General features: G+C 71.6%; 15 protein-coding genes and 1 pseudogene. 9 read left to right on the top strand and 7 right to left on the bottom strand.

Translation table 11 applies throughout. From position 1 onward, the window contains the following. Positions 1 to 8 precede the first annotated feature (8 nt). The 6 genes from ABT254_RS01315 to ABT254_RS01290 form a co-directional block, all read right to left on the bottom strand. Positions 9 to 1,664, bottom strand: a complete 1,656-nt coding sequence (locus tag ABT254_RS01315; RefSeq protein ID WP_351462385.1) for a protein kinase domain-containing protein — start codon at positions 1,662 to 1,664, stop codon at positions 9 to 11. A 184-nt stretch (positions 1,665 to 1,848) separates the two neighbouring features. Next, positions 1,849 to 2,349: a hypothetical protein gene (locus ABT254_RS01310; RefSeq protein WP_351462384.1), complete on the bottom strand. Its 501-nt coding sequence runs from the start codon at positions 2,347 to 2,349 to the stop codon at positions 1,849 to 1,851. Positions 2,350 to 2,456: 107 nt separating this feature from the next. Further along, the gene (locus tag ABT254_RS01305; RefSeq protein ID WP_351462383.1) at positions 2,457 to 4,034 is read right to left on the bottom strand and encodes a protein kinase domain-containing protein; all 1,578 of its coding nucleotides are present in this window, start codon (positions 4,032 to 4,034) and stop codon (positions 2,457 to 2,459) included. Further along, the gene (locus ABT254_RS01300; RefSeq protein WP_351462382.1) at positions 4,031 to 4,777 is read right to left on the bottom strand and encodes an FHA domain-containing protein; all 747 of its coding nucleotides are present in this window, start codon (positions 4,775 to 4,777) and stop codon (positions 4,031 to 4,033) included. Before ABT254_RS01300 ends, ABT254_RS01305 begins: the two co-directional genes overlap by 4 nt. A gap of 131 nt (positions 4,778 to 4,908) precedes the next feature. Further along, positions 4,909 to 5,439, bottom strand: coding sequence for a hypothetical protein (locus ABT254_RS01295; RefSeq protein WP_351462381.1), 531 nt, complete (start codon positions 5,437 to 5,439; stop codon positions 4,909 to 4,911). Between the two features lie 37 nt (positions 5,440 to 5,476). Further along, a complete protein-coding gene (locus ABT254_RS01290; RefSeq protein ID WP_351462380.1) occupies positions 5,477 to 6,088 on the bottom strand; it encodes an RDD family protein in 612 nt (203 codons plus the stop codon). Positions 6,089 to 6,333: 245 nt separating this feature from the next. Between ABT254_RS01290 and ABT254_RS01285 the strand changes: the two genes are divergently transcribed. From ABT254_RS01285 to ABT254_RS01250, 7 genes and pseudogenes are all read left to right on the top strand, one after another. Beyond that, a complete protein-coding gene (locus ABT254_RS01285) occupies positions 6,334 to 7,188 on the top strand; it encodes a bifunctional methylenetetrahydrofolate dehydrogenase/methenyltetrahydrofolate cyclohydrolase (RefSeq protein WP_351462379.1) in 855 nt (284 codons plus the stop codon). Beyond that, positions 7,178 to 7,699: a DUF3017 domain-containing protein gene (locus ABT254_RS01280; protein WP_450749652.1), complete on the top strand. Its 522-nt coding sequence runs from the start codon at positions 7,178 to 7,180 to the stop codon at positions 7,697 to 7,699. The genes ABT254_RS01285 and ABT254_RS01280 overlap by 11 nt, the downstream gene beginning before the upstream one ends. Before the next feature lie 167 nt (positions 7,700 to 7,866). Next, positions 7,867 to 8,349, top strand: coding sequence for a helix-turn-helix domain-containing protein (locus tag ABT254_RS01275; protein ID WP_351462378.1), 483 nt, complete (start codon positions 7,867 to 7,869; stop codon positions 8,347 to 8,349). Between the two features lie 347 nt (positions 8,350 to 8,696). Further along, a complete protein-coding gene (locus ABT254_RS01270; RefSeq protein ID WP_351462377.1) occupies positions 8,697 to 9,929 on the top strand; it encodes a helix-turn-helix domain-containing protein in 1,233 nt (410 codons plus the stop codon). A 339-nt stretch (positions 9,930 to 10,268) separates the two neighbouring features. Further along, entirely contained in the window at positions 10,269 to 11,258 is a 990-nt protein-coding gene (locus ABT254_RS01265; RefSeq protein WP_351462376.1) for a malate dehydrogenase, read from the top strand. 131 nt (positions 11,259 to 11,389) lie between these two features. Beyond that, positions 11,390 to 12,292 (top strand): serine/threonine kinase C-terminal domain-containing protein, encoded by a 903-nt coding sequence (locus ABT254_RS01260; RefSeq protein WP_351462375.1) that lies wholly within the window; start codon positions 11,390 to 11,392, stop codon positions 12,290 to 12,292. A 201-nt stretch (positions 12,293 to 12,493) separates the two neighbouring features. Beyond that, a pseudogene (locus tag ABT254_RS01250) lies at positions 12,494 to 12,607 on the top strand (LysR family transcriptional regulator); the annotation flags it as partial. On the opposite strand, the gene ABT254_RS01245 reads toward ABT254_RS01250, so the two are convergent. Next, on the bottom strand, positions 12,608 to 13,528 hold the full coding sequence (locus ABT254_RS01245; RefSeq protein WP_351462374.1) for a GNAT family N-acetyltransferase: 921 nt from the start codon (positions 13,526 to 13,528) through the stop codon (positions 12,608 to 12,610). It abuts the pseudogene before it with no gap. 157 nt (positions 13,529 to 13,685) lie between these two features. On the opposite strand from ABT254_RS01245, the gene ABT254_RS01240 reads away from it, so the two are divergent. Next, positions 13,686 to 15,476 (top strand): AbeC-like domain-containing protein, encoded by a 1,791-nt coding sequence (locus ABT254_RS01240; RefSeq protein WP_351462373.1) that lies wholly within the window; start codon positions 13,686 to 13,688, stop codon positions 15,474 to 15,476. Further along, positions 15,466 to 15,831, top strand: coding sequence for a hypothetical protein (locus ABT254_RS01235; protein ID WP_351462372.1), 366 nt, complete (start codon positions 15,466 to 15,468; stop codon positions 15,829 to 15,831). The genes ABT254_RS01240 and ABT254_RS01235 overlap by 11 nt, the downstream gene beginning before the upstream one ends. The last annotated feature ends 1 nt before the right edge of the window (position 15,832 follow it).

The following is a 15,832-nucleotide window of genomic DNA, read 5'->3' as shown; positions in this document are numbered from 1 at the left end:
CAGGGCCTTCAGGTCGAACTGCGCAGCGCCGCCCACGTGTTGGGACCCACCTGGCCGTCGACCTCCAGCCCCTTGGCGGTCTGGAAGCTCCGTACCGCCGCGTCGGTGTCCTTGCCGAAATCGCCGTCCACACCCGAACTGCCCACGCTGTAGCCGCGCTTGGTCAGCATGCACTGCACCTGCACGACACGTTGGCCGCGGTCGCCGAGCTCGGTTTGCTCGGTGCCGGAGTAGTAGGTGCAGTCGGTGAGCCAGGGGGGTTTCGCGGGGGCGGTGGTCGGCTTCGAGGGGGTGGGGGTCGGAGCGCCGGGAGTCCTGGAGGTGGGGTGGGGAGTGGGGCTGGTGCTCCGCGTGCTGTTGCCGGACGGGGAAGGGGTGGCGGAGGCGCCCGTGTCCACCAGCTGCCCCTGCCCCTGTCCCTTCGGCTTCTCCCGCCCCTTCTCCTTCGGATTCCCGGAGGCCGAGGAGGGCCCGGCGCCGTCGGCGGCCGCGGTGGCGGTGGCGGCGGCGCTCGTCGTGGCCTCGGAGGACGACGGGCGGGTGAGCACGAAGGCGGTCACGGCGACCGCGCACACCGCGAGTACGGCGACGAGGGCGGCGTACCGCTTCCCGCGGGGCCGGACGGGTGCGGTCGGCGTCGCCGGCGGAGGCACCGGCGGGCCGAAGCCCGGCCCGGCCGGCGGGTACGACACCTGCCGGGTCGGCGTCTGCTCGCCCGGTACCGGGCTGGTGCGGAGCACGTCGTACGCCTGCTGCCGGGCGAGGAGGCGGCTGCCCAGGGGCTCCTGCCAGGACGTGGCCCGGGGGCGTGCGGCGGCGGCGTCGATGAGGTCCTGTGGGCCGGGCCGTAGCGCGGGGTCCTTGTCGAGGCAGGCGGTCAGCAGGGCGGCCAGGGCGGGGTCGGCGGTCACGACCTCGGCCATGATCTCGGCGTTCGGCTGCTCGGAGGCGACGCGGTGCAGGACGTCCATGCCGGTGCCGTCGCCGAACGGTGCGTGTCCGGTTAGTGCGTGGACGATCGTGCTCGCGCAGCAGAAGACGTCCGACGCCGTGTCGCAGCGGCCGTCCCTGAGGTATTCCGGGGACATGAAGGCCGGGGTGCCCACCCTGCTGCCGGTGGTCGTGATCGCGCTGGCGTCGACCGCTTGCGCGATGCCGAAGTCGATGACGTGCGCGCCCTGTTGGGTGAGCAGGACGTTCGACGGCTTGAAGTCCCGGTGCACGATCCCTACGGCCGCCAGTGCGCCCAGCGCCCGGCCGAGGTCCGCGACGAGCCGCCACACCCCGGGCGGTCCCAGTACTCCGCACTCGCGCACGGCGTCCGCGAGATTGAGACCCGGCAGATACGCGGTCGCCATCCACAGCAACTCACGGTCGGCCTCGAACCCGGTACCGAAGAGCTCCGGCGTGTACGGCGCGCCCACGCGCGCGTGCACGGTGGCCTCCCGCTCGAACCGCCGCCGGAAGCGCACGTCTTCGGCGAGCTCGGGCCGTACGACCTTCACCGCGGCCAGCCCGGGCGTCCCGTCGCCGTGCCGTGCCAGGTAGACCCGGCCCATCCCACCGCTGCCGAGCAGCCCCAACGGCACGTACGGCCCGATACGCACCGGGTCGGCCGGCCGCAGGAGCCTCGCACACGTCTGGGCGAGGGCGGCGTCTGACATGGATCCCCCGGGGTGTTCTCTGTCGACCTCGGCCACCCCAACGTGCCCGGTGGCACCGCTGGTTGACGAGAGACTACCGGGTTGCCGGTGTAGCGGGCTTCTGCGGCGGCTCTCCTCCTGCGAAGCCAAAAGCGGCCTCCGGCCCTCCCCCGAGGGAGCCGGAGACCGCTGCTGTTGAGCGCTGTCAGCAGGGGCGCAGGGACCAGATCGGGTCCCAGGTGGCCGTGCCTGCCTCGTACGCCGTGGACGTCCAGCGGACGCTGCCGTCCTGGTTGTAGAACTTGGCGACCGTGCCGGGCGTCTGGTTGTTGGTGAACGGGCCGTCGCCGGTCCAGTTGCTGACGGTCCAGGTCTGGCACTTGTAGAAGTCGAACTTCGTGCCCCTGACGACCATGCACAGGTGGCCGTAGCCGCAGGCCAGGTCCTGGGCGCCCAGCTTGCCCTTCGGGGCCCGGGTCAGGGTCAGGCCGTCGTACTCGACCTTCTCGGCGGTGGACTTGAGGGCCTTCGGGTGGCCGGCGAGCACCTGGTCGGCGGTCTGCTGGAGGCCGTTGACGCGGATGCCGTCCGGCGTCGAGGTCACCCGGGTGCCGTCCGGGGTGTCGGCGGCGGTGGCCGCGACCGTGGAGCCGGCGAGCAGGGCGGTGGCCGCGAGGAGCAGCGCGGCGGGTTTGGCGATGTTCACGTTTCCCCCATGAACTCTGGCATGAACTCTGGTGGTCGTTCCGCCGTGGCGGAGTGGTACCACCGTGCCGCCGGCGCCCGCCCGCCGGTACCTCGGAACTCTCAGGGTCACTCCTTGCCCGGTGGCGTGTACTCCTTGAGCCAGTGGGCGAGACGCTTGCAGTAGGCGCGGTATTCGGGGGGAATGCCGCGTGCGGCGTTGACCCGCTTGTACGAGGTCCGGTACGCGGCGGCGATCAGTACCCGTTTGTCGCCGGGCAGTCCGGGTGTCAGGTTCGGCTCGATGTAGCAGAGGTAGTGGCCGAGGCCCGCGATCGAGTCGGGGACGGAGAGGGGTGGCTTGGGGATCGACTTCACCGGCTGCCCGTCCGCCCGGATCCACCAGCGCAGCAGCCTCGGGGTCCAGCGTGCGATGCCGTACTCGTCCTTGCCGGGATCGGAGAGCCTCGGGTCGAAGTTGCTCTCCGCCTTGAGCATGGCCGCGATGAGCGCGGGTGTGACGTCCGCCTGGTCGCAGTCGTGAGCCGCGTCGACGATCATCGGGCGGTAGACCGCCGGGATGCCCCGGTCCGTGCGGAGTTCGGCGGCGCCGTAGGTGGCGGGGGTGATCTCCGCCGTGGGGGAGCTGCTCCTGACGGCCGGCGGGCTGCTGCCGGAGTCCGCCCAGGTGCTGATGCCGTAGCCGAGCGCCGCGATCGCGACGGTGGCCGCCGTCGCGCTCGCGATCACCGTCGAGCGGTGTCCGCGGCGCGAGAAGGACGGGAACCGGCGGGGCGGGCGGTCCGTCCCCGCCGCCTCCGCGACCCGGCGCAGCAGTGTGTCCGTGGCGACGCGGTCGGCGTGGGTGCGGGAGAGGCAGTCCCGGACGATCTCCCGCCAGGCGTCCGGGAGTTCGGGCGAGAGGCGGAGCTCGTCGGTGCCGCGGGCGTAGGCGGCGGCCGCGTCGCGTCGGGCGGTCGGGGTGCCGCCGGGCAGCGGGAAGGAGTCGGTCAGCACCAGATGGGCCAGGACACCGAAGGCCCAGACGTCGGCGGAGGGGCGGATCTGGCGGCCGCGGGTGCCGATCTCCGACCAGAGGAGTTCGGGCGGGGTGTAGTCCGGCGTCGAGAAGGCGGGGGTGTAGGCGTGCGTGCCTTCCAGTTCCGCCGCCATGTTGAAGTCGGCGAGCCGCGCCGAACTGTCTTTCATCAGCAGGACGTTGGCCGGTTTCAGATCGCCGTGCACCCAGCCCGCGCGGTGCAGCTGGGCCAGGCCCTCGCAGATCTGCGCGAGCAGCGCCGGCCCCGCGGCCGGACGTGGGTCGGCGGACAACAGGGCCGTCAGGGAGCGTTCCGCCTTCTCCAGTACGAGGACGGTGGCACCGTCCAACGCCGGCCGGCCGGGGTCGTCGACGGTGAGTGTGTCGTACATCCGGATCAGCCGCGGCTGCCGCAGACGGCGGTGCAACTCGACCTCGCGGTCGATGAGTTCACGCAGATGGGCGAGTTGGCGGGGGGTTCCGGTGCCGGTCGGCAGGAACTTCAGGGCGACCGTGCGGGGCGGCTCCTCGCCGGTGCCCGTCAGGTCCTCGCCCGTGCGGCGGCCCTCGTACACGCTCCCGAAGGCCCCCGTCGCGATCGGGTCCCGCACCTCCCAGACGCCCACCCGGTACCCCTTGGGCACCGGCACGGCGTACGGCTCGGTCACCGGACCGCCCGGCCGGACGGGGAGGCGGCCAGGACCACCAGATCGTCCTCGCGGACGAGGTCGAAGCGGAGTGCGAGGGAGACCAGGGACTCCTTCTTGCCGTTGAGGCGCGGGCCGCTGTCCGCCTCCTCCGGGCCCGGCTTGAGGCGCAGCTTCACGGCCAGGTAGTCGATGTTCCACTGCACCGAAGTGCGGGACGCGGCGGGCCAGTTGGGGCGCAGCCGGTCGACGACCTGGTCGACGGTCGGCAGCGGCGCGTGCGGTTCACCGCGCAGGCGGGGCTCGCACAGGGCCGCGAGGACCGCGAAGTAGCGCTTGGTGCGGTCGACGGAGAAGGCGGGGGCGGTGGTGGCGCCGTCGAGGCCGCCCTCGGAGTGGAGGTAGTCGTGGCGCGGCGCCCACACCTCGACGGCCAGGAGGTCCCCGGCGGCCGGCAGCACGATCCGCGAGAACTCGAAGGGTACGGGGGCGTCCAGGCGGCCCGGGCCGACCTTCATGTGCTCGCCGGCGCCCTCCGGGTTCTCCACGACGTACGTCTGCTCCCGGCTGAGGTTGCTCAGTATCCAGAAGGCGCCCTGCGCGGTGATCTCACCGGCCCTGCGGGAGACGCCCTTGTGGGGGATCTCCACGTCGCAGTCGGCGCTGCGCCCGAACGTCAGCCGCTCGCCGGGCGCCAGCTTGAGCTGGGTGCGAGTGGAACGGTCCTCCGTGGTCGGCGGAGGTACCACGATGATGCTGTACAAGGTGCGTCTCCCGTGCCTGCCGGCTACCCAGGTCAGAGTAGGGCGACGCACCAGGGCCGTGTCCCCCTCGGACGGGGAGACACGGCCCTTGGCGATTTATTGGCGCGAACTGTGCAGTGGCGCCGGGCGGTTCACTGTCGTATGCGGTTGAACCAGGCGGTTCCGTTCGCGTTGCCGGCGAACACGGCTATCAGAATGCCGAGAACCGTGTGGAGCAGGCCCACGATCACGAAAGGGTAGAGGCCCAGCATCGCGGTGATGACGCCGAAGACGATGGCCGTGATCCGGACACGGTTGCCGCCGTCGCTGAACTTCAACGCCAGCACGGCCGCGAACACCGCCCAGGCCAGCGAGAACACCACCAAGGCCCACAGCACGCCGCTCGAGTACTCCTTGATCTTCTCGAACGAGGCGTCGCTCTCGACACCGGAACTCGTCGTCCTGCGAACGACCCCGGCGACGAAGGCGAACAGGGCCACGCCGATGAGCTGCAGGGGAACGATCACCCACAGCAGCACCCGGCCCGCGCTCACGGTGCCCGGCATCGTCGTCATCACGGGAGCGCCGCCGTAGGGGCCCACCGGGGGAGCCGTGGGGTAGCCGTAGCCCGGCTGCCCGCCCTGTTGCGGGCCGTACGGGTTGTTGGGGCCGCCGAAACTCATGGGGGGTGTTCCTCCGTGAAATGGGGTGGAGCAGCGCTCAGTTCGTGCGGATCACGATCGACGAGCAGACCTTGTCGGCGAACGTCTGGCGCTTGGCGTCCCAGGCCGGCCACAGCCAGCCGAGGTAGCAGGCGAGGCTGTCCAGGAAGTGCGCGAGCCGGCGCACGAAGGCCATGCCGACGCCCAGGGGCTGTCCGTCGGCCTCCCGCACCAGGCGGATGCCGACCGCCTTCTTGCCGACCGTCTGGCCGGTCTGGCCCTCCTTGATCAGCTGCCAGATCGCCAGGCCGATGATGGCGAGGTAGCCGATGATCGCCACGGCCCAGGTCTTGGAGACCCCGCCGACGATGACGATGATGTAGGGGACCAGGAACACGAGCCCGTCCACCAGCGTGCCCAGGAAGCGCTGACCCCAGTTCGCGTACGGCGGCTGCATGCCGTAACCCGGCTGCTGCGGGTAGCCGTAGCCGGCCGGGGCCTGCGGCGCCTGCGGGTAGCCGTAGCCCTGCTGCGGCGGCACGCCCTGCGGGGCCTGCTGCGGGTAGCCGTAGGGCTGCTGCTGACCGGGCTGCTGGGGGTAGCCGTAACCGGGCTGCTGCGGCGGCTGCTGCGGCTGGCCGTAGGGGTTGTTCGGGTCGCCGTAACTCATGGCGGGATTCCTCCGTTGCGCATATGGGGACATTGCGGATTGCGCGGAGGAATCACACGATGTGAGCGGTTTGCCCCCCGAACACGAACCGCGATACTGCGCCGTTCATCGTTCTTTACGGCCGCTCGCCTTGTCCAGTGGCATTTCGCATGTGTTGTGCAAGTGCAATCTTGCCGATCATGACCGTCCCGCCGGTACGGCACCCGGATTGGAACCGGGGGCCGGTCATCCGCGAGGATGGGGGCATGACCGCCCAGATTCTCGATGGCAAGGCCACCGCAGCCGCGATCAAGTCCGATCTGACCGCCCGCGTGGCGGCGCTGAAGGAGAAGGGCGTCACGCCCGGCCTCGGCACGATCCTCGTCGGGACCGACCCCGGCAGCCAGAAGTACGTCGCCGGCAAGCACCGCGACTGCGCCCAGGTCGGCATCGCCTCCATCCAGCGCGAACTGCCTCAGACGGCGACGCAGGAGGAGATCGAGGCGGTCGTCCGGGAGCTGAACGAGGACCCGGCCTGCACCGGCTACATCGTCCAGCTGCCGCTGCCCAAGGGCATCGACGAGAACCGGATCCTGGAGCTGATGGACCCGGACAAGGACGCCGACGGCCTGCACCCGATGAACCTCGGGCGTCTCGTCCTGAACGAGCCGGCCCCGCTGCCCTGCACCCCGAACGGTGTCCTCACGCTGCTCCGTCAGTACGGCGTCGAGATCAAGGGCGCCGAGGTCGTGGTCGTCGGCCGCGGTGTCACCATCGGCCGCCCGATGCCCCTGCTGCTCACCCGCCGCAGCGAGAACGCGACCGTGACCCAGTGCCACACCGGCACCCGCGACCTGTCCGCGCACCTCAGGCGCGCGGACATCATCGTCGCCGCCGCCGGTTCGGCCCATCTGATCCGGCCCGAGGACGTGAGGCCGGGCGCCGCCGTCCTCGACGTCGGTGTCTCGCGCAGCGCCGAGGGCAAGATCGTGGGCGACGTCCACCCGGGCGTCGCCGAGGTCGCCGGCTGGATCTCCCCGAACCCCGGCGGTGTCGGCCCGATGACCCGCGCCCAGCTGCTCGTCAACGTGGTCGAGGCGGCGGAGCGCAGTGCCGGCTGAGGCGAAGCGCCCCCAGGGGGCGGCGAAGCAGCCCGAGCGGGCGGTCGAGGACCCCGAGGGGCAGGCCGAGGAGACCGTGCGCGACGCGATCAGCGCGCCCGACGCCGAGGGCAGGCCGCGCCGCGTGACGCGCCGCTTCCCACTGTTCACGAAGGACACCGCACGTCCCGAGGGCGGCGGCCGGGCGGCTCCCGGCGATGCCCCGGCGCCCGCCCGGCAGTGGCCGATCCTCGCCGTCCTCGGCCTGGTCGGGCTCGGCCTGCTGCTGACCGCGCTGGACGTCTTCCGGTACGGCACCCTGCTGATCGGCATCGCCCTGGTGGCCGGCGCCGCGCTGCGCTGGATCCTGCCGGACGTCGGCATGCTCGCCGTACGCTCCCGCTTCACGGACATCGTGACGTACGGCGTGCTGGGCCTGGCGATCGTGCTGCTGGCGATGATGGTGCAGCCGCACCCGTGGCTGCAGATTCCGTTCCTGAAGGACACGCTGCATTTCACGGTGAGCAGTTAGCTGCGCGGTAAGCGTTTCCTGCGCTGAGTCGGGTCGTACATCGTGTACGGGGCCGTCGTGGCTGGTCGCGCCGTTCCCCGCGCCCCTTCGGGGCGCCGGGAACCAACGGGGGGTCTGTGTCGTCACCTGGTCAGGACGGGCAATGCGAGACCTGGTGGAGGTGCGCGATGGGCGGCTGGCAGCCGCTGCCGGACGATCTGCCGCCGGAGGTGCGGCACTTCGTGGAGCAGCTGCGGCTCCTCAAGGACCGGACGGGGCTCAGCCTCGTCTCGCTCGGCGCCCGCACCGCCTACAGCAAGTCCTCCTGGCACCGCTATCTCAACGCCACCCAGCCGCCGCCCCGGCAGGCGGTCGCCGCCCTCTGCCGGATCGCGGGCCTCGCCGACACGGAGGCCGAGCGGTTCGGGGTGCGCTGGGAACTGGCGGTGCAGGCCTGGCCGCGCCCGGCCGCCCTCCCCGCGAGACCCGCCGGCAGCTCCGGGGGAGCCGAGGAGCCGGGCGAGGAGTACGAGGACGACCCCACCCTGCCCTGGTGGGACACGCCCGAGGAGCCCCGTCGGCGGCCGGATGGACGGCTGCTTCTGTATGCAGTACTGCTGCTGCTCCTCATGCTGGTGATCGCGGTCGTGGGCATCCTCGCGCTCGGGTGAGGTGCCCTTGAGCGGGGTGAATGCGCCCGTGACGGGCGAGGTTGTCCATGTGTGTCTACGGTGTCGATGTATTGACAAGTTTGCGGATTTGACACGGAGTTGTTCGATGAGGGCCCTAGGGTAGGCGGGTCCGGCCGGGCGGCGGAGGGGGCCGCCGGTGGGACACTGGACCGCGGTCGCGTCGGCGTGCAACGGTGCATTCCGGACCGCCCCAACGCTCCCGTGCGCCCCCATCCCGGGAACTGAGATCCTTACTGGGCGCATCCCTGTGGGTAGCCAGAACGGGCACCACGCGCGGGGGAACGCGAGGAACACCAGCACCAACCGGGGGGAAGAGGGGGGAAGCAATGCCTCGTTGGAGGGCCTTGCCGGACGAACTCGATCCGCAGGTCAGGGAGTTCGCGAGCCAGCTGCGCCGGCTCGTGGACCGCAGTGGCCTGAGCATCGCGTCGGTGGCCGACCGCACGGGTTACAGCAAGACGTCCTGGGAGCGGTATCTGAACGGCCGGCTGCTCGCGCCCAAGGGCGCGATCGTGGCGCTGGCCGAGGTCACGGGTACCAACCCGATCCATCTGACGACCATGTGGGAGCTCGCCGAGCGTGCCTGGAGCCGTTCGGAGATGCGCCACGACATGACCATGGAGGCCATCCGCATCTCCCAGGCGCGCGCCGCGCTCGGTGAGTTCGGGGCGCCTCCCGCCAATGCCAAGGCGAGCAGCAAGGGCAGTGCGACGGCCCGCAGGTCCGGCAGCGCGACGGCGACGCCGGGGATCGCGGGACCGGCGGGCGTGGCGCCGACGGTGCCGCCGCAGCCGGCGGGCCCGGAGGTGCGGGACGCGGCGGACGTGGTACGGGAGCGCGGCGCATCACCCTCGGTGGATGCGCCGGAGAGTTCCTCCGGCGCCAATTCCTGGGGGCTGGCCGGGTACAAGGGCCCGGCGCCGTCCGGTGGGCGTGCTGCCGGGGCCGCGGCTCCGGCGCCGCGGCCGGCGGCCGGCGGTCAGGGCTGGACACCGCAGGAGCCGAGTCCGTTCGGTGAGCCGCCGCAGGGGCCGCGGCCCGGTGGGGGTGCCTCCTCGGGCGGTGGCAGGCGGAGGCTGACGATGTTCCTCGCGGGTCTCGTCGGCGTACTGGTCGTGATAGCGGCCGTGTTCTATCTGACCGACAACGGCTCGGGCAAGAAGAACGAGGGCGGTGCCTCGCCGTCCCCGTCCGTCAGCGCCCAGACCGACCTGCCGGCCGGAGTGAAGTGCAGTGGCGCCTCCTGCACCGGCAAGGACGCGGAGGCCATGGGCTGCACCAAGGACGCGGCATCCGTCACCACCGCCAAGACCGCCGTCGTCGGCACGTCCACGGTCGAGGTGCGCTACAGCAAGACGTGCGGCGCGGCGTGGGGCCGTATCACCCAGGCCACCCAGGGCGATTCCGTCCAGGTGACCGCGGGTGGGGCCAAGGAGAGCGACAGCATCACGGCCGCCGGGGACAACATCGCCTACACGCCGATGGTCGCGGTCAAGGACGCGGGCGAGGCCACGGCCTGCGCGACGCTGGCGTCCGGGCAGAAGGGCTGCACGAAGTAGGGCGGAAAGCAGGGCGGAAGAAGGGGCGGCCGCCCGTCCGGGAGAGGGGGGACTGGGGCGGCCGCCGTGGGGGGACCGACCGAGCCGGACTCCCGTGGGGGTACGGTTCGCGTGCCCGGGATGGGGGCGACTATTCCTGCCGTCCCGCTTTTCTTCTGAGCCGGTTGAGTCGCCGGTTCACTCTGTGGGACGGGCCACACGGACCCGCGCGTCCGGCATCCCGGATGCGCGATAGCCTGACCGGTGGATCTCTCTTGATACCAAGAGATCGATCATTTGTACGTCCGTCCGCACCCCAGGGCAAGGACGCCCACCGCCAGCTGTCATACGGAGAACGCCATGACCCGCACTCCCGTGAACGTCACCGTCACCGGCGCGGCCGGCCAGATCGGTTACGCCCTCCTCTTCCGCATCGCCTCCGGCCAGCTGCTCGGCGCGGACGTGCCGGTCAAGCTGCGCCTGCTGGAGATCACGCCCGCGCTGAAGGCCGCCGAGGGCACGGCCATGGAACTCGACGACTGCGCGTTCCCGCTCCTGCAGGGCATCGACATCACGGACGACCCGAACGTCGCCTTCGACGGCACCAACGTCGCCCTCCTCGTGGGCGCCCGCCCCCGCACCAAGGGCATGGAGCGCGGTGACCTGCTCGAGGCCAACGGCGGCATCTTCAAGCCGCAGGGCAAGGCCATCAACGACAACGCCGCGGACGACATCAAGGTCCTCGTCGTCGGCAACCCGGCCAACACCAACGCGCTCATCGCGCAGGCCGCCGCCCCGGACGTACCGGCCGAGCGCTTCACCGCGATGACCCGCCTCGACCACAACCGCGCGCTGACGCAGCTCGCGAAGAAGACGGGCTCGACGGTCGCCGACATCAAGCGCCTGACGATCTGGGGCAACCACTCCGCCACCCAGTACCCGGACATCTTCCACGCCACCGTCGCCGGCAAGAACGCCGCCGAGACCGTGAACGACGAGAAGTGGCTGGCCGAGGAGTTCATCCCGACCGTCGCCAAGCGCGGCGCGGCGATCATCGAGGCCCGCGGCGCGTCCTCCGCCGCCTCGGCCGCCAACGCCGCCATCGACCACGTCCACACGTGGGTCAACGGCACCGCGGACGGCGACTGGACCTCCATGGGCATCCCCTCGGACGGCTCCTACGGCGTCCCGGAGGGCCTGATCTCCTCCTTCCCGGTCACCACCAAGGACGGCAAGTACGAGATCGTCCAGGGCCTGGACATCAACGAGTTCTCCCGCGCCCGCATCGACGCCTCCGTGAAGGAGCTCGAGGAGGAGCGCGAGGCGGTCCGCGGCCTCGGCCTCATCTGAGCCTCCCCGTCGACGGTTCTGTCACGACCCTGCACGGGCCCCGTTCCGGTTCTTTCCGGAACGGGGCCCGTGGCCGTTTTCGCCGCTACCGTCAGAAGCGGTACCCAATGGGGGGATTCGGGGGGCGTGTCATGAGCGGTTGGGACGGTTACGACGACGGCCGCTCCGGCTTCGGGCCGGAGCGTGAACCGAGCGAGGAGAGAGGCCAGGCGGCCTGGGCCGCCCAGCAGCCGGCGACTCCACCGCCCTGGTCGTCGGCCGAGACGCAGACGGGTCAGGCGCCACCGCCCTGGGGCTACGCACCGACGCCCACGGGCGGCGTCCTGCCGCCGACCTGGCCTCCGCCACCACCTCCCGCGCAGCCGCGCGGCAGAGCCCGCCGTGTCCTGGCGGTCCTCGCGGCCACGCTCGTCCTCGGCGCGGGCGGCGGAGCAGGCGCCTGGTACCTCACCCGCGACCAGGCGCGCGGCACCGCGGCCGCGCCCGCGACGAGCGTGAGCGTCACCGTCACGGCGACCCCGCCACAGAGCCCGACGCCCACCCCCACCGCGTCCGCCTCGCTCCTGACGTCCTCGTCCCCCTCCGTCGGCTACCGCCGCGCCCAGGACCCCGTCGGCTACTCGATCGACGTTCCGAAGGGCTGGACCCGGCGTGCGGAGCAGGGCAAGCTCGCGCGGATCGTCTACTACGACGCTCCCTCCGACGGCCGTCAACTGCAGATCTTCGAGGTCACCGAGGCCACCCCGTACGAGTCGCTGACCCTCGCCGAGACCGACCCCGGCTACGGCTTCGCCAAGCAGCCCGGCTACCAGGTCGTCGAGCGCGACCACGGCGACACCTGGGCGGAGCTGACATACCGCTACGACGACAGGCACAAGGGCACCCGCCAGGTCATCGACCACCGCTTCCGGGCGGCCGACGGCACCCTCTACGCGATCCGCTCCAGCGGCCCCGCGGACCTCGCCCCCGAACGGGTCCGGGAGCCGCTGAGGATGGCGGTCGGCTCCTTCTGCCCGGCCGGGGCGCAGTGCTGAGTTCCGCCCAGCTGTTCGATGGACCGGGCCGAGGGTTGCCGCGGGCGGCAGGGCCCATGAGTCGACCAGTCCGACGAGATCGGTGTCCCGGACGATGAACAGCGAGGCCGGGAAGGTGGCGACCGCCCCCACCACCCGGCGTCTCAGGCCGAGTTCGGCGAGGCCGTGTCCACCGGCCCGTGCAGCCTGCCCCGCAGCGGCGTGCCGCTCCGGCTCCCGCCGCTGCACCTGGGCCTCGCCTGGCCCCCGCGGCACGACGCCGACCCGGCACACGCCTGGCTGCGGCGGACGGTCCGGGAACTGCTCGCCCGGTGGTCAGCCGGCCGGGCCCGACAGCCGTTTCTCGAACCAGTGGTCGCCGTAGACGTGGTCGACGTAGGCGGGGATCTCCGTGTAGCCGCACGCCCGGTACATCGCTTGCGCCTCGGTGAGGCTCGCATGGGTGTCGAGGCGTACGACGGTGCAGCCGCGCGCGACGGCCGCCTCCTCCAGCGCGCCGAGGATCCGGCGGGCGAGGCCGAGGCGCCGGGCCTCCGGACGCACCCACACGTGCCGGATCTCGCCGACGCCGGGTTCCAGACGGCGCAGTGCCCCGCAGCCCACCGGGCGGCCCTCCTCGTACGCGACGAAGAACGCGCCCGCCTCGCCGGACACCTCCTCCGGCCCCACCAGGTCGGACTTGTCGAAGCCCTCGGGAAAGCGCGCGTCGATGTCGGCGGCGTACGCGTCCAGACAGGCGCGGGCGTCCGGGGCGGCGCCGTCGACGAGTTGGACGGTGATGGCGGCCAGGCGCAGCAGGCGCTGCGAGGTGGCCATCGCCTCGATCAGCTGCGCCCGCTGGCCGGGGGAGAGGCTGTCCAGCAGGCCTGCCGCGAGGGCGTTGGCCCGGCGGTTCTGCTCCTTGACCTCGACGTGCCCGGCGGGCGTCGGCCGGGCCATGCGCAGCCGGTTGTCGCCCGGGTGGACGCTGAGCCGGACCAGGCCCTGTGCCTCCAGCGCCTTCGCCATGCGGCTGAGGTAGCCGGCGTCGAGACCGAGGCGGCTCCTGAGTTCCCGGAGGGAGACCCCGTCCGGGTTCCCGGCGATCTCGAACAGCAGACGCGCCTCGCCCAGCGGGCGGTCCTGGCCGAGGTAGTGGTCGTCCAAGGCCCCGATACGGCGTGTGAAGTAGCGGTTGAACCGGCGGAGGGCCGCCACCTGCTCCGTCGGCACCGGGTCCGTACGTCCTGGCTCCATTCTTTGACTTTAGTCAAAGAATACGGAGCCGTCCATCCTTGCCCTCCGTGTCCGTCCCTTGGCATTCCGCTTCCACCCGCCCCACCGGCCCCTCTATGCTGATGGTTTGTCAACTGAACGTCTGACAACGGTCTTTCCACGCATCGGGGGAGTTCGCGTGAGTACCGCATATGTGCCACAACAACCGCAGCCGACGACGCCCACAGCGGCGCCACCCACACCACCGCCCACTCCGCCGCACGCCAGCGAGGCGACCCGGCTGCTGTGCGCGGGCACCTATCTGGACTCCGGTTACCGCGACCGAGTGATCGAGGAACTGCACCTCAACGAGCAGCGCATCGTCGCGCCCTCGCTCGGCTTCGACGCCGCCCGCGTCCTCGCGCACGCCCTGCGCGCCCGCCGCCAGGAACTCCTGTGGGCGGGGGCGATCCTCGGACTGTGGGTGGTCGGCTCGGCCCTCAGCGGAGGGCTGCTGCTCCTCTTCCTCTGGCCGAGCGTGCTGCTCGCCCTCGCACCGTGGGTCAGGGGCCGCGGCGAACAGCCACCGCTGTACCGCCGGGTCGCCGCGTTCCTCGTCCGCTGGTGGGGCCGTATCTTCTTCGCGACGATACTGGTCCTGAGCGTCGTCGCCGCGTTCGGCGGCGGTTCGGACGACACCCGTTCCTCCTCCTACGGTTCGTACGGCTCCGACTACGGCTACGGCTACTCGGACTCGCCGAGCATCGGCGACGCGTTCTCGCCGGGCGGCATCGCCGACGTGATCAAGCCGTGGCAGGCCTGGCTCACGCTCGCCGTGTTCGCGCTCATCGCCTGGTGCGTGCACTCCCAGCGCCACCAGTTCAGCCGCGCACTGGCCGCCGAGCTCTCCCCGCAGCGCTTCCCGGACGCCGCCTCCGACCCCGCCGAGCAGGTCGAGAACCCCCGCTTCCAGCGGCTGAAGCAGCGCATCCGCGTCGAGCAGCACGCGCCGCTGGTCATGTACCACGAGGCGCGTCCGTTCTGCGGGGCCGGAGCGGCGTACGACACCTGGGTGCTGGCCGTCGAGCTGAAGCCGGACAAGCTGGAGAAGCAGCAGCCGCTCAGCAACGGCGCGGTCCTGAAGCGGATCCGCCCGCTGCTCGAACAGCTCCGCATCCCGGCCGAGTACGCGGGCCCGGGTGTGCGTGACCGGCTGCGCTGGCTGGAGATCGACGAGTGCGTGTTCCTGCCCGCGGAGGGACTGCTCACCCGGGACCAGGCGCCGTACACCCCGCAGGCCTTCGAGGAGCACCGCGCGCGGGCGGTCGAGGAGGGTGCCGAGAAGCGGCGGCACTTCCTGCGCATCCGCGTCGGCGGCTGGGAGGAGGAGCTGGTCGTCACCGTCTTCGTGCGCATCCACACGCAGGGCCGGATGCTGATGCTGGAGATAGCGCCGCATGTGCTGACGCCGGTGCGTGCGGACTTCAAGGACGCCGACCGTACGGCGCACCGGTTCCGCAACAACAATGTGCTGGGCAAGGTGGTCGGCGCCGTGGTCCTGGTGCCCGCCTCGGCGGGGCGCTCCTTGGCCCAGCTCGGCCGCGGTCTGGTGTACGTGTGGCGGCTGCTGACCGGCGGGTACGCGGGCGCGCTGCCCGACGGCCCGGCGCTGTCGGTGCGTGAACTGGGCTCGACGCCCACCGGCTCGCTCTTCCAGGAGATGGACGTGGCGCGCTATCTGAAGAGCGTGCAGGACCGGGTCGCGAACGGGGTGCGGGCCGCGCTCGCCGAAGCCGGTTACGAGACCGGGGAGTTCATGCAGAAGGTCGTGAACATCAGCAACGGCGACGTGCACATCGGCAACATCTCCGGGAGCAACAACTCGATCGCGGCGGGCATGCAGAACTCCGCCTCGTCGTCCCACTCCTCGGGTTCCAATGTCTCGGGCGGCGCGGCGCCGCAGAAGGGGAACGACAGCAATGGCCAGTGAACAGCCGAGCATCAGCATCGGTGACATCTCGGGCAGCAACAACGCGGTCGCCGCCGGCCACAACGCGAGCGCCGAAAGCCATGTGCACCACGGCACGGGAGCGCAGCCGGACGAGGAGACCCGTCAACTCCTCGCGGCCGTGCGGAAGCTGCGGGAAGACCTGGCGCTGGTGAACAGCACCGGGCAGACGGTCGCGCTCGGCGAGGCGCTCGCCGACACGGAGGCCGAGATCACCCGCACCGGCCAGGCGGGGCCCACCCGCCGCCAGCGCCTGCGCGAACTGCTCACCGACTCCCAGGCCCTGGTCACCTTCCTCTCCTCCGCCGGCGCCCTGGCCGGCCTCCTGGGGCGGTGAG

Origin of the sequence: Streptomyces sp. NPDC001137 (genome assembly GCF_040298885.1) — a bacterium.
GTDB lineage: Bacteria > Actinomycetota > Actinomycetes > Streptomycetales > Streptomycetaceae > Streptomyces.
This window is presented reverse-complemented; position numbering and strand designations above follow the sequence as displayed.

What these genes read in the sequence shown, in the direction of transcription:
- ABT254_RS01315 (WP_351462385.1), bottom strand. Translation starts at nt 1,664, where the DNA reads ATGTCAGACGCCGCCCTCGCCCAGACGTGTGCGAGGCTCCTGCGGCCG.
- ABT254_RS01295 (WP_351462381.1), bottom strand. Translation starts at nt 5,439, where the DNA reads ATGAGTTTCGGCGGCCCCAACAACCCGTACGGCCCGCAACAGGGCGGG.
- ABT254_RS01290 (WP_351462380.1), bottom strand. Translation starts at nt 6,088, where the DNA reads ATGAGTTACGGCGACCCGAACAACCCCTACGGCCAGCCGCAGCAGCCG.
- ABT254_RS01285 (WP_351462379.1), top strand. Translation starts at nt 6,334, where the DNA reads ATGACCGCCCAGATTCTCGATGGCAAGGCCACCGCAGCCGCGATCAAG.
- ABT254_RS01275 (WP_351462378.1), top strand. Translation starts at nt 7,867, where the DNA reads ATGGGCGGCTGGCAGCCGCTGCCGGACGATCTGCCGCCGGAGGTGCGG.
- ABT254_RS01270 (WP_351462377.1), top strand. Translation starts at nt 8,697, where the DNA reads ATGCCTCGTTGGAGGGCCTTGCCGGACGAACTCGATCCGCAGGTCAGG.
- ABT254_RS01265 (WP_351462376.1), top strand. Translation starts at nt 10,269, where the DNA reads ATGACCCGCACTCCCGTGAACGTCACCGTCACCGGCGCGGCCGGCCAG.
- ABT254_RS01260 (WP_351462375.1), top strand. Translation starts at nt 11,390, where the DNA reads ATGAGCGGTTGGGACGGTTACGACGACGGCCGCTCCGGCTTCGGGCCG.
- ABT254_RS01245 (WP_351462374.1), bottom strand. Translation starts at nt 13,528, where the DNA reads ATGGAGCCAGGACGTACGGACCCGGTGCCGACGGAGCAGGTGGCGGCC.
- ABT254_RS01235 (WP_351462372.1), top strand. Translation starts at nt 15,466, where the DNA reads ATGGCCAGTGAACAGCCGAGCATCAGCATCGGTGACATCTCGGGCAGC.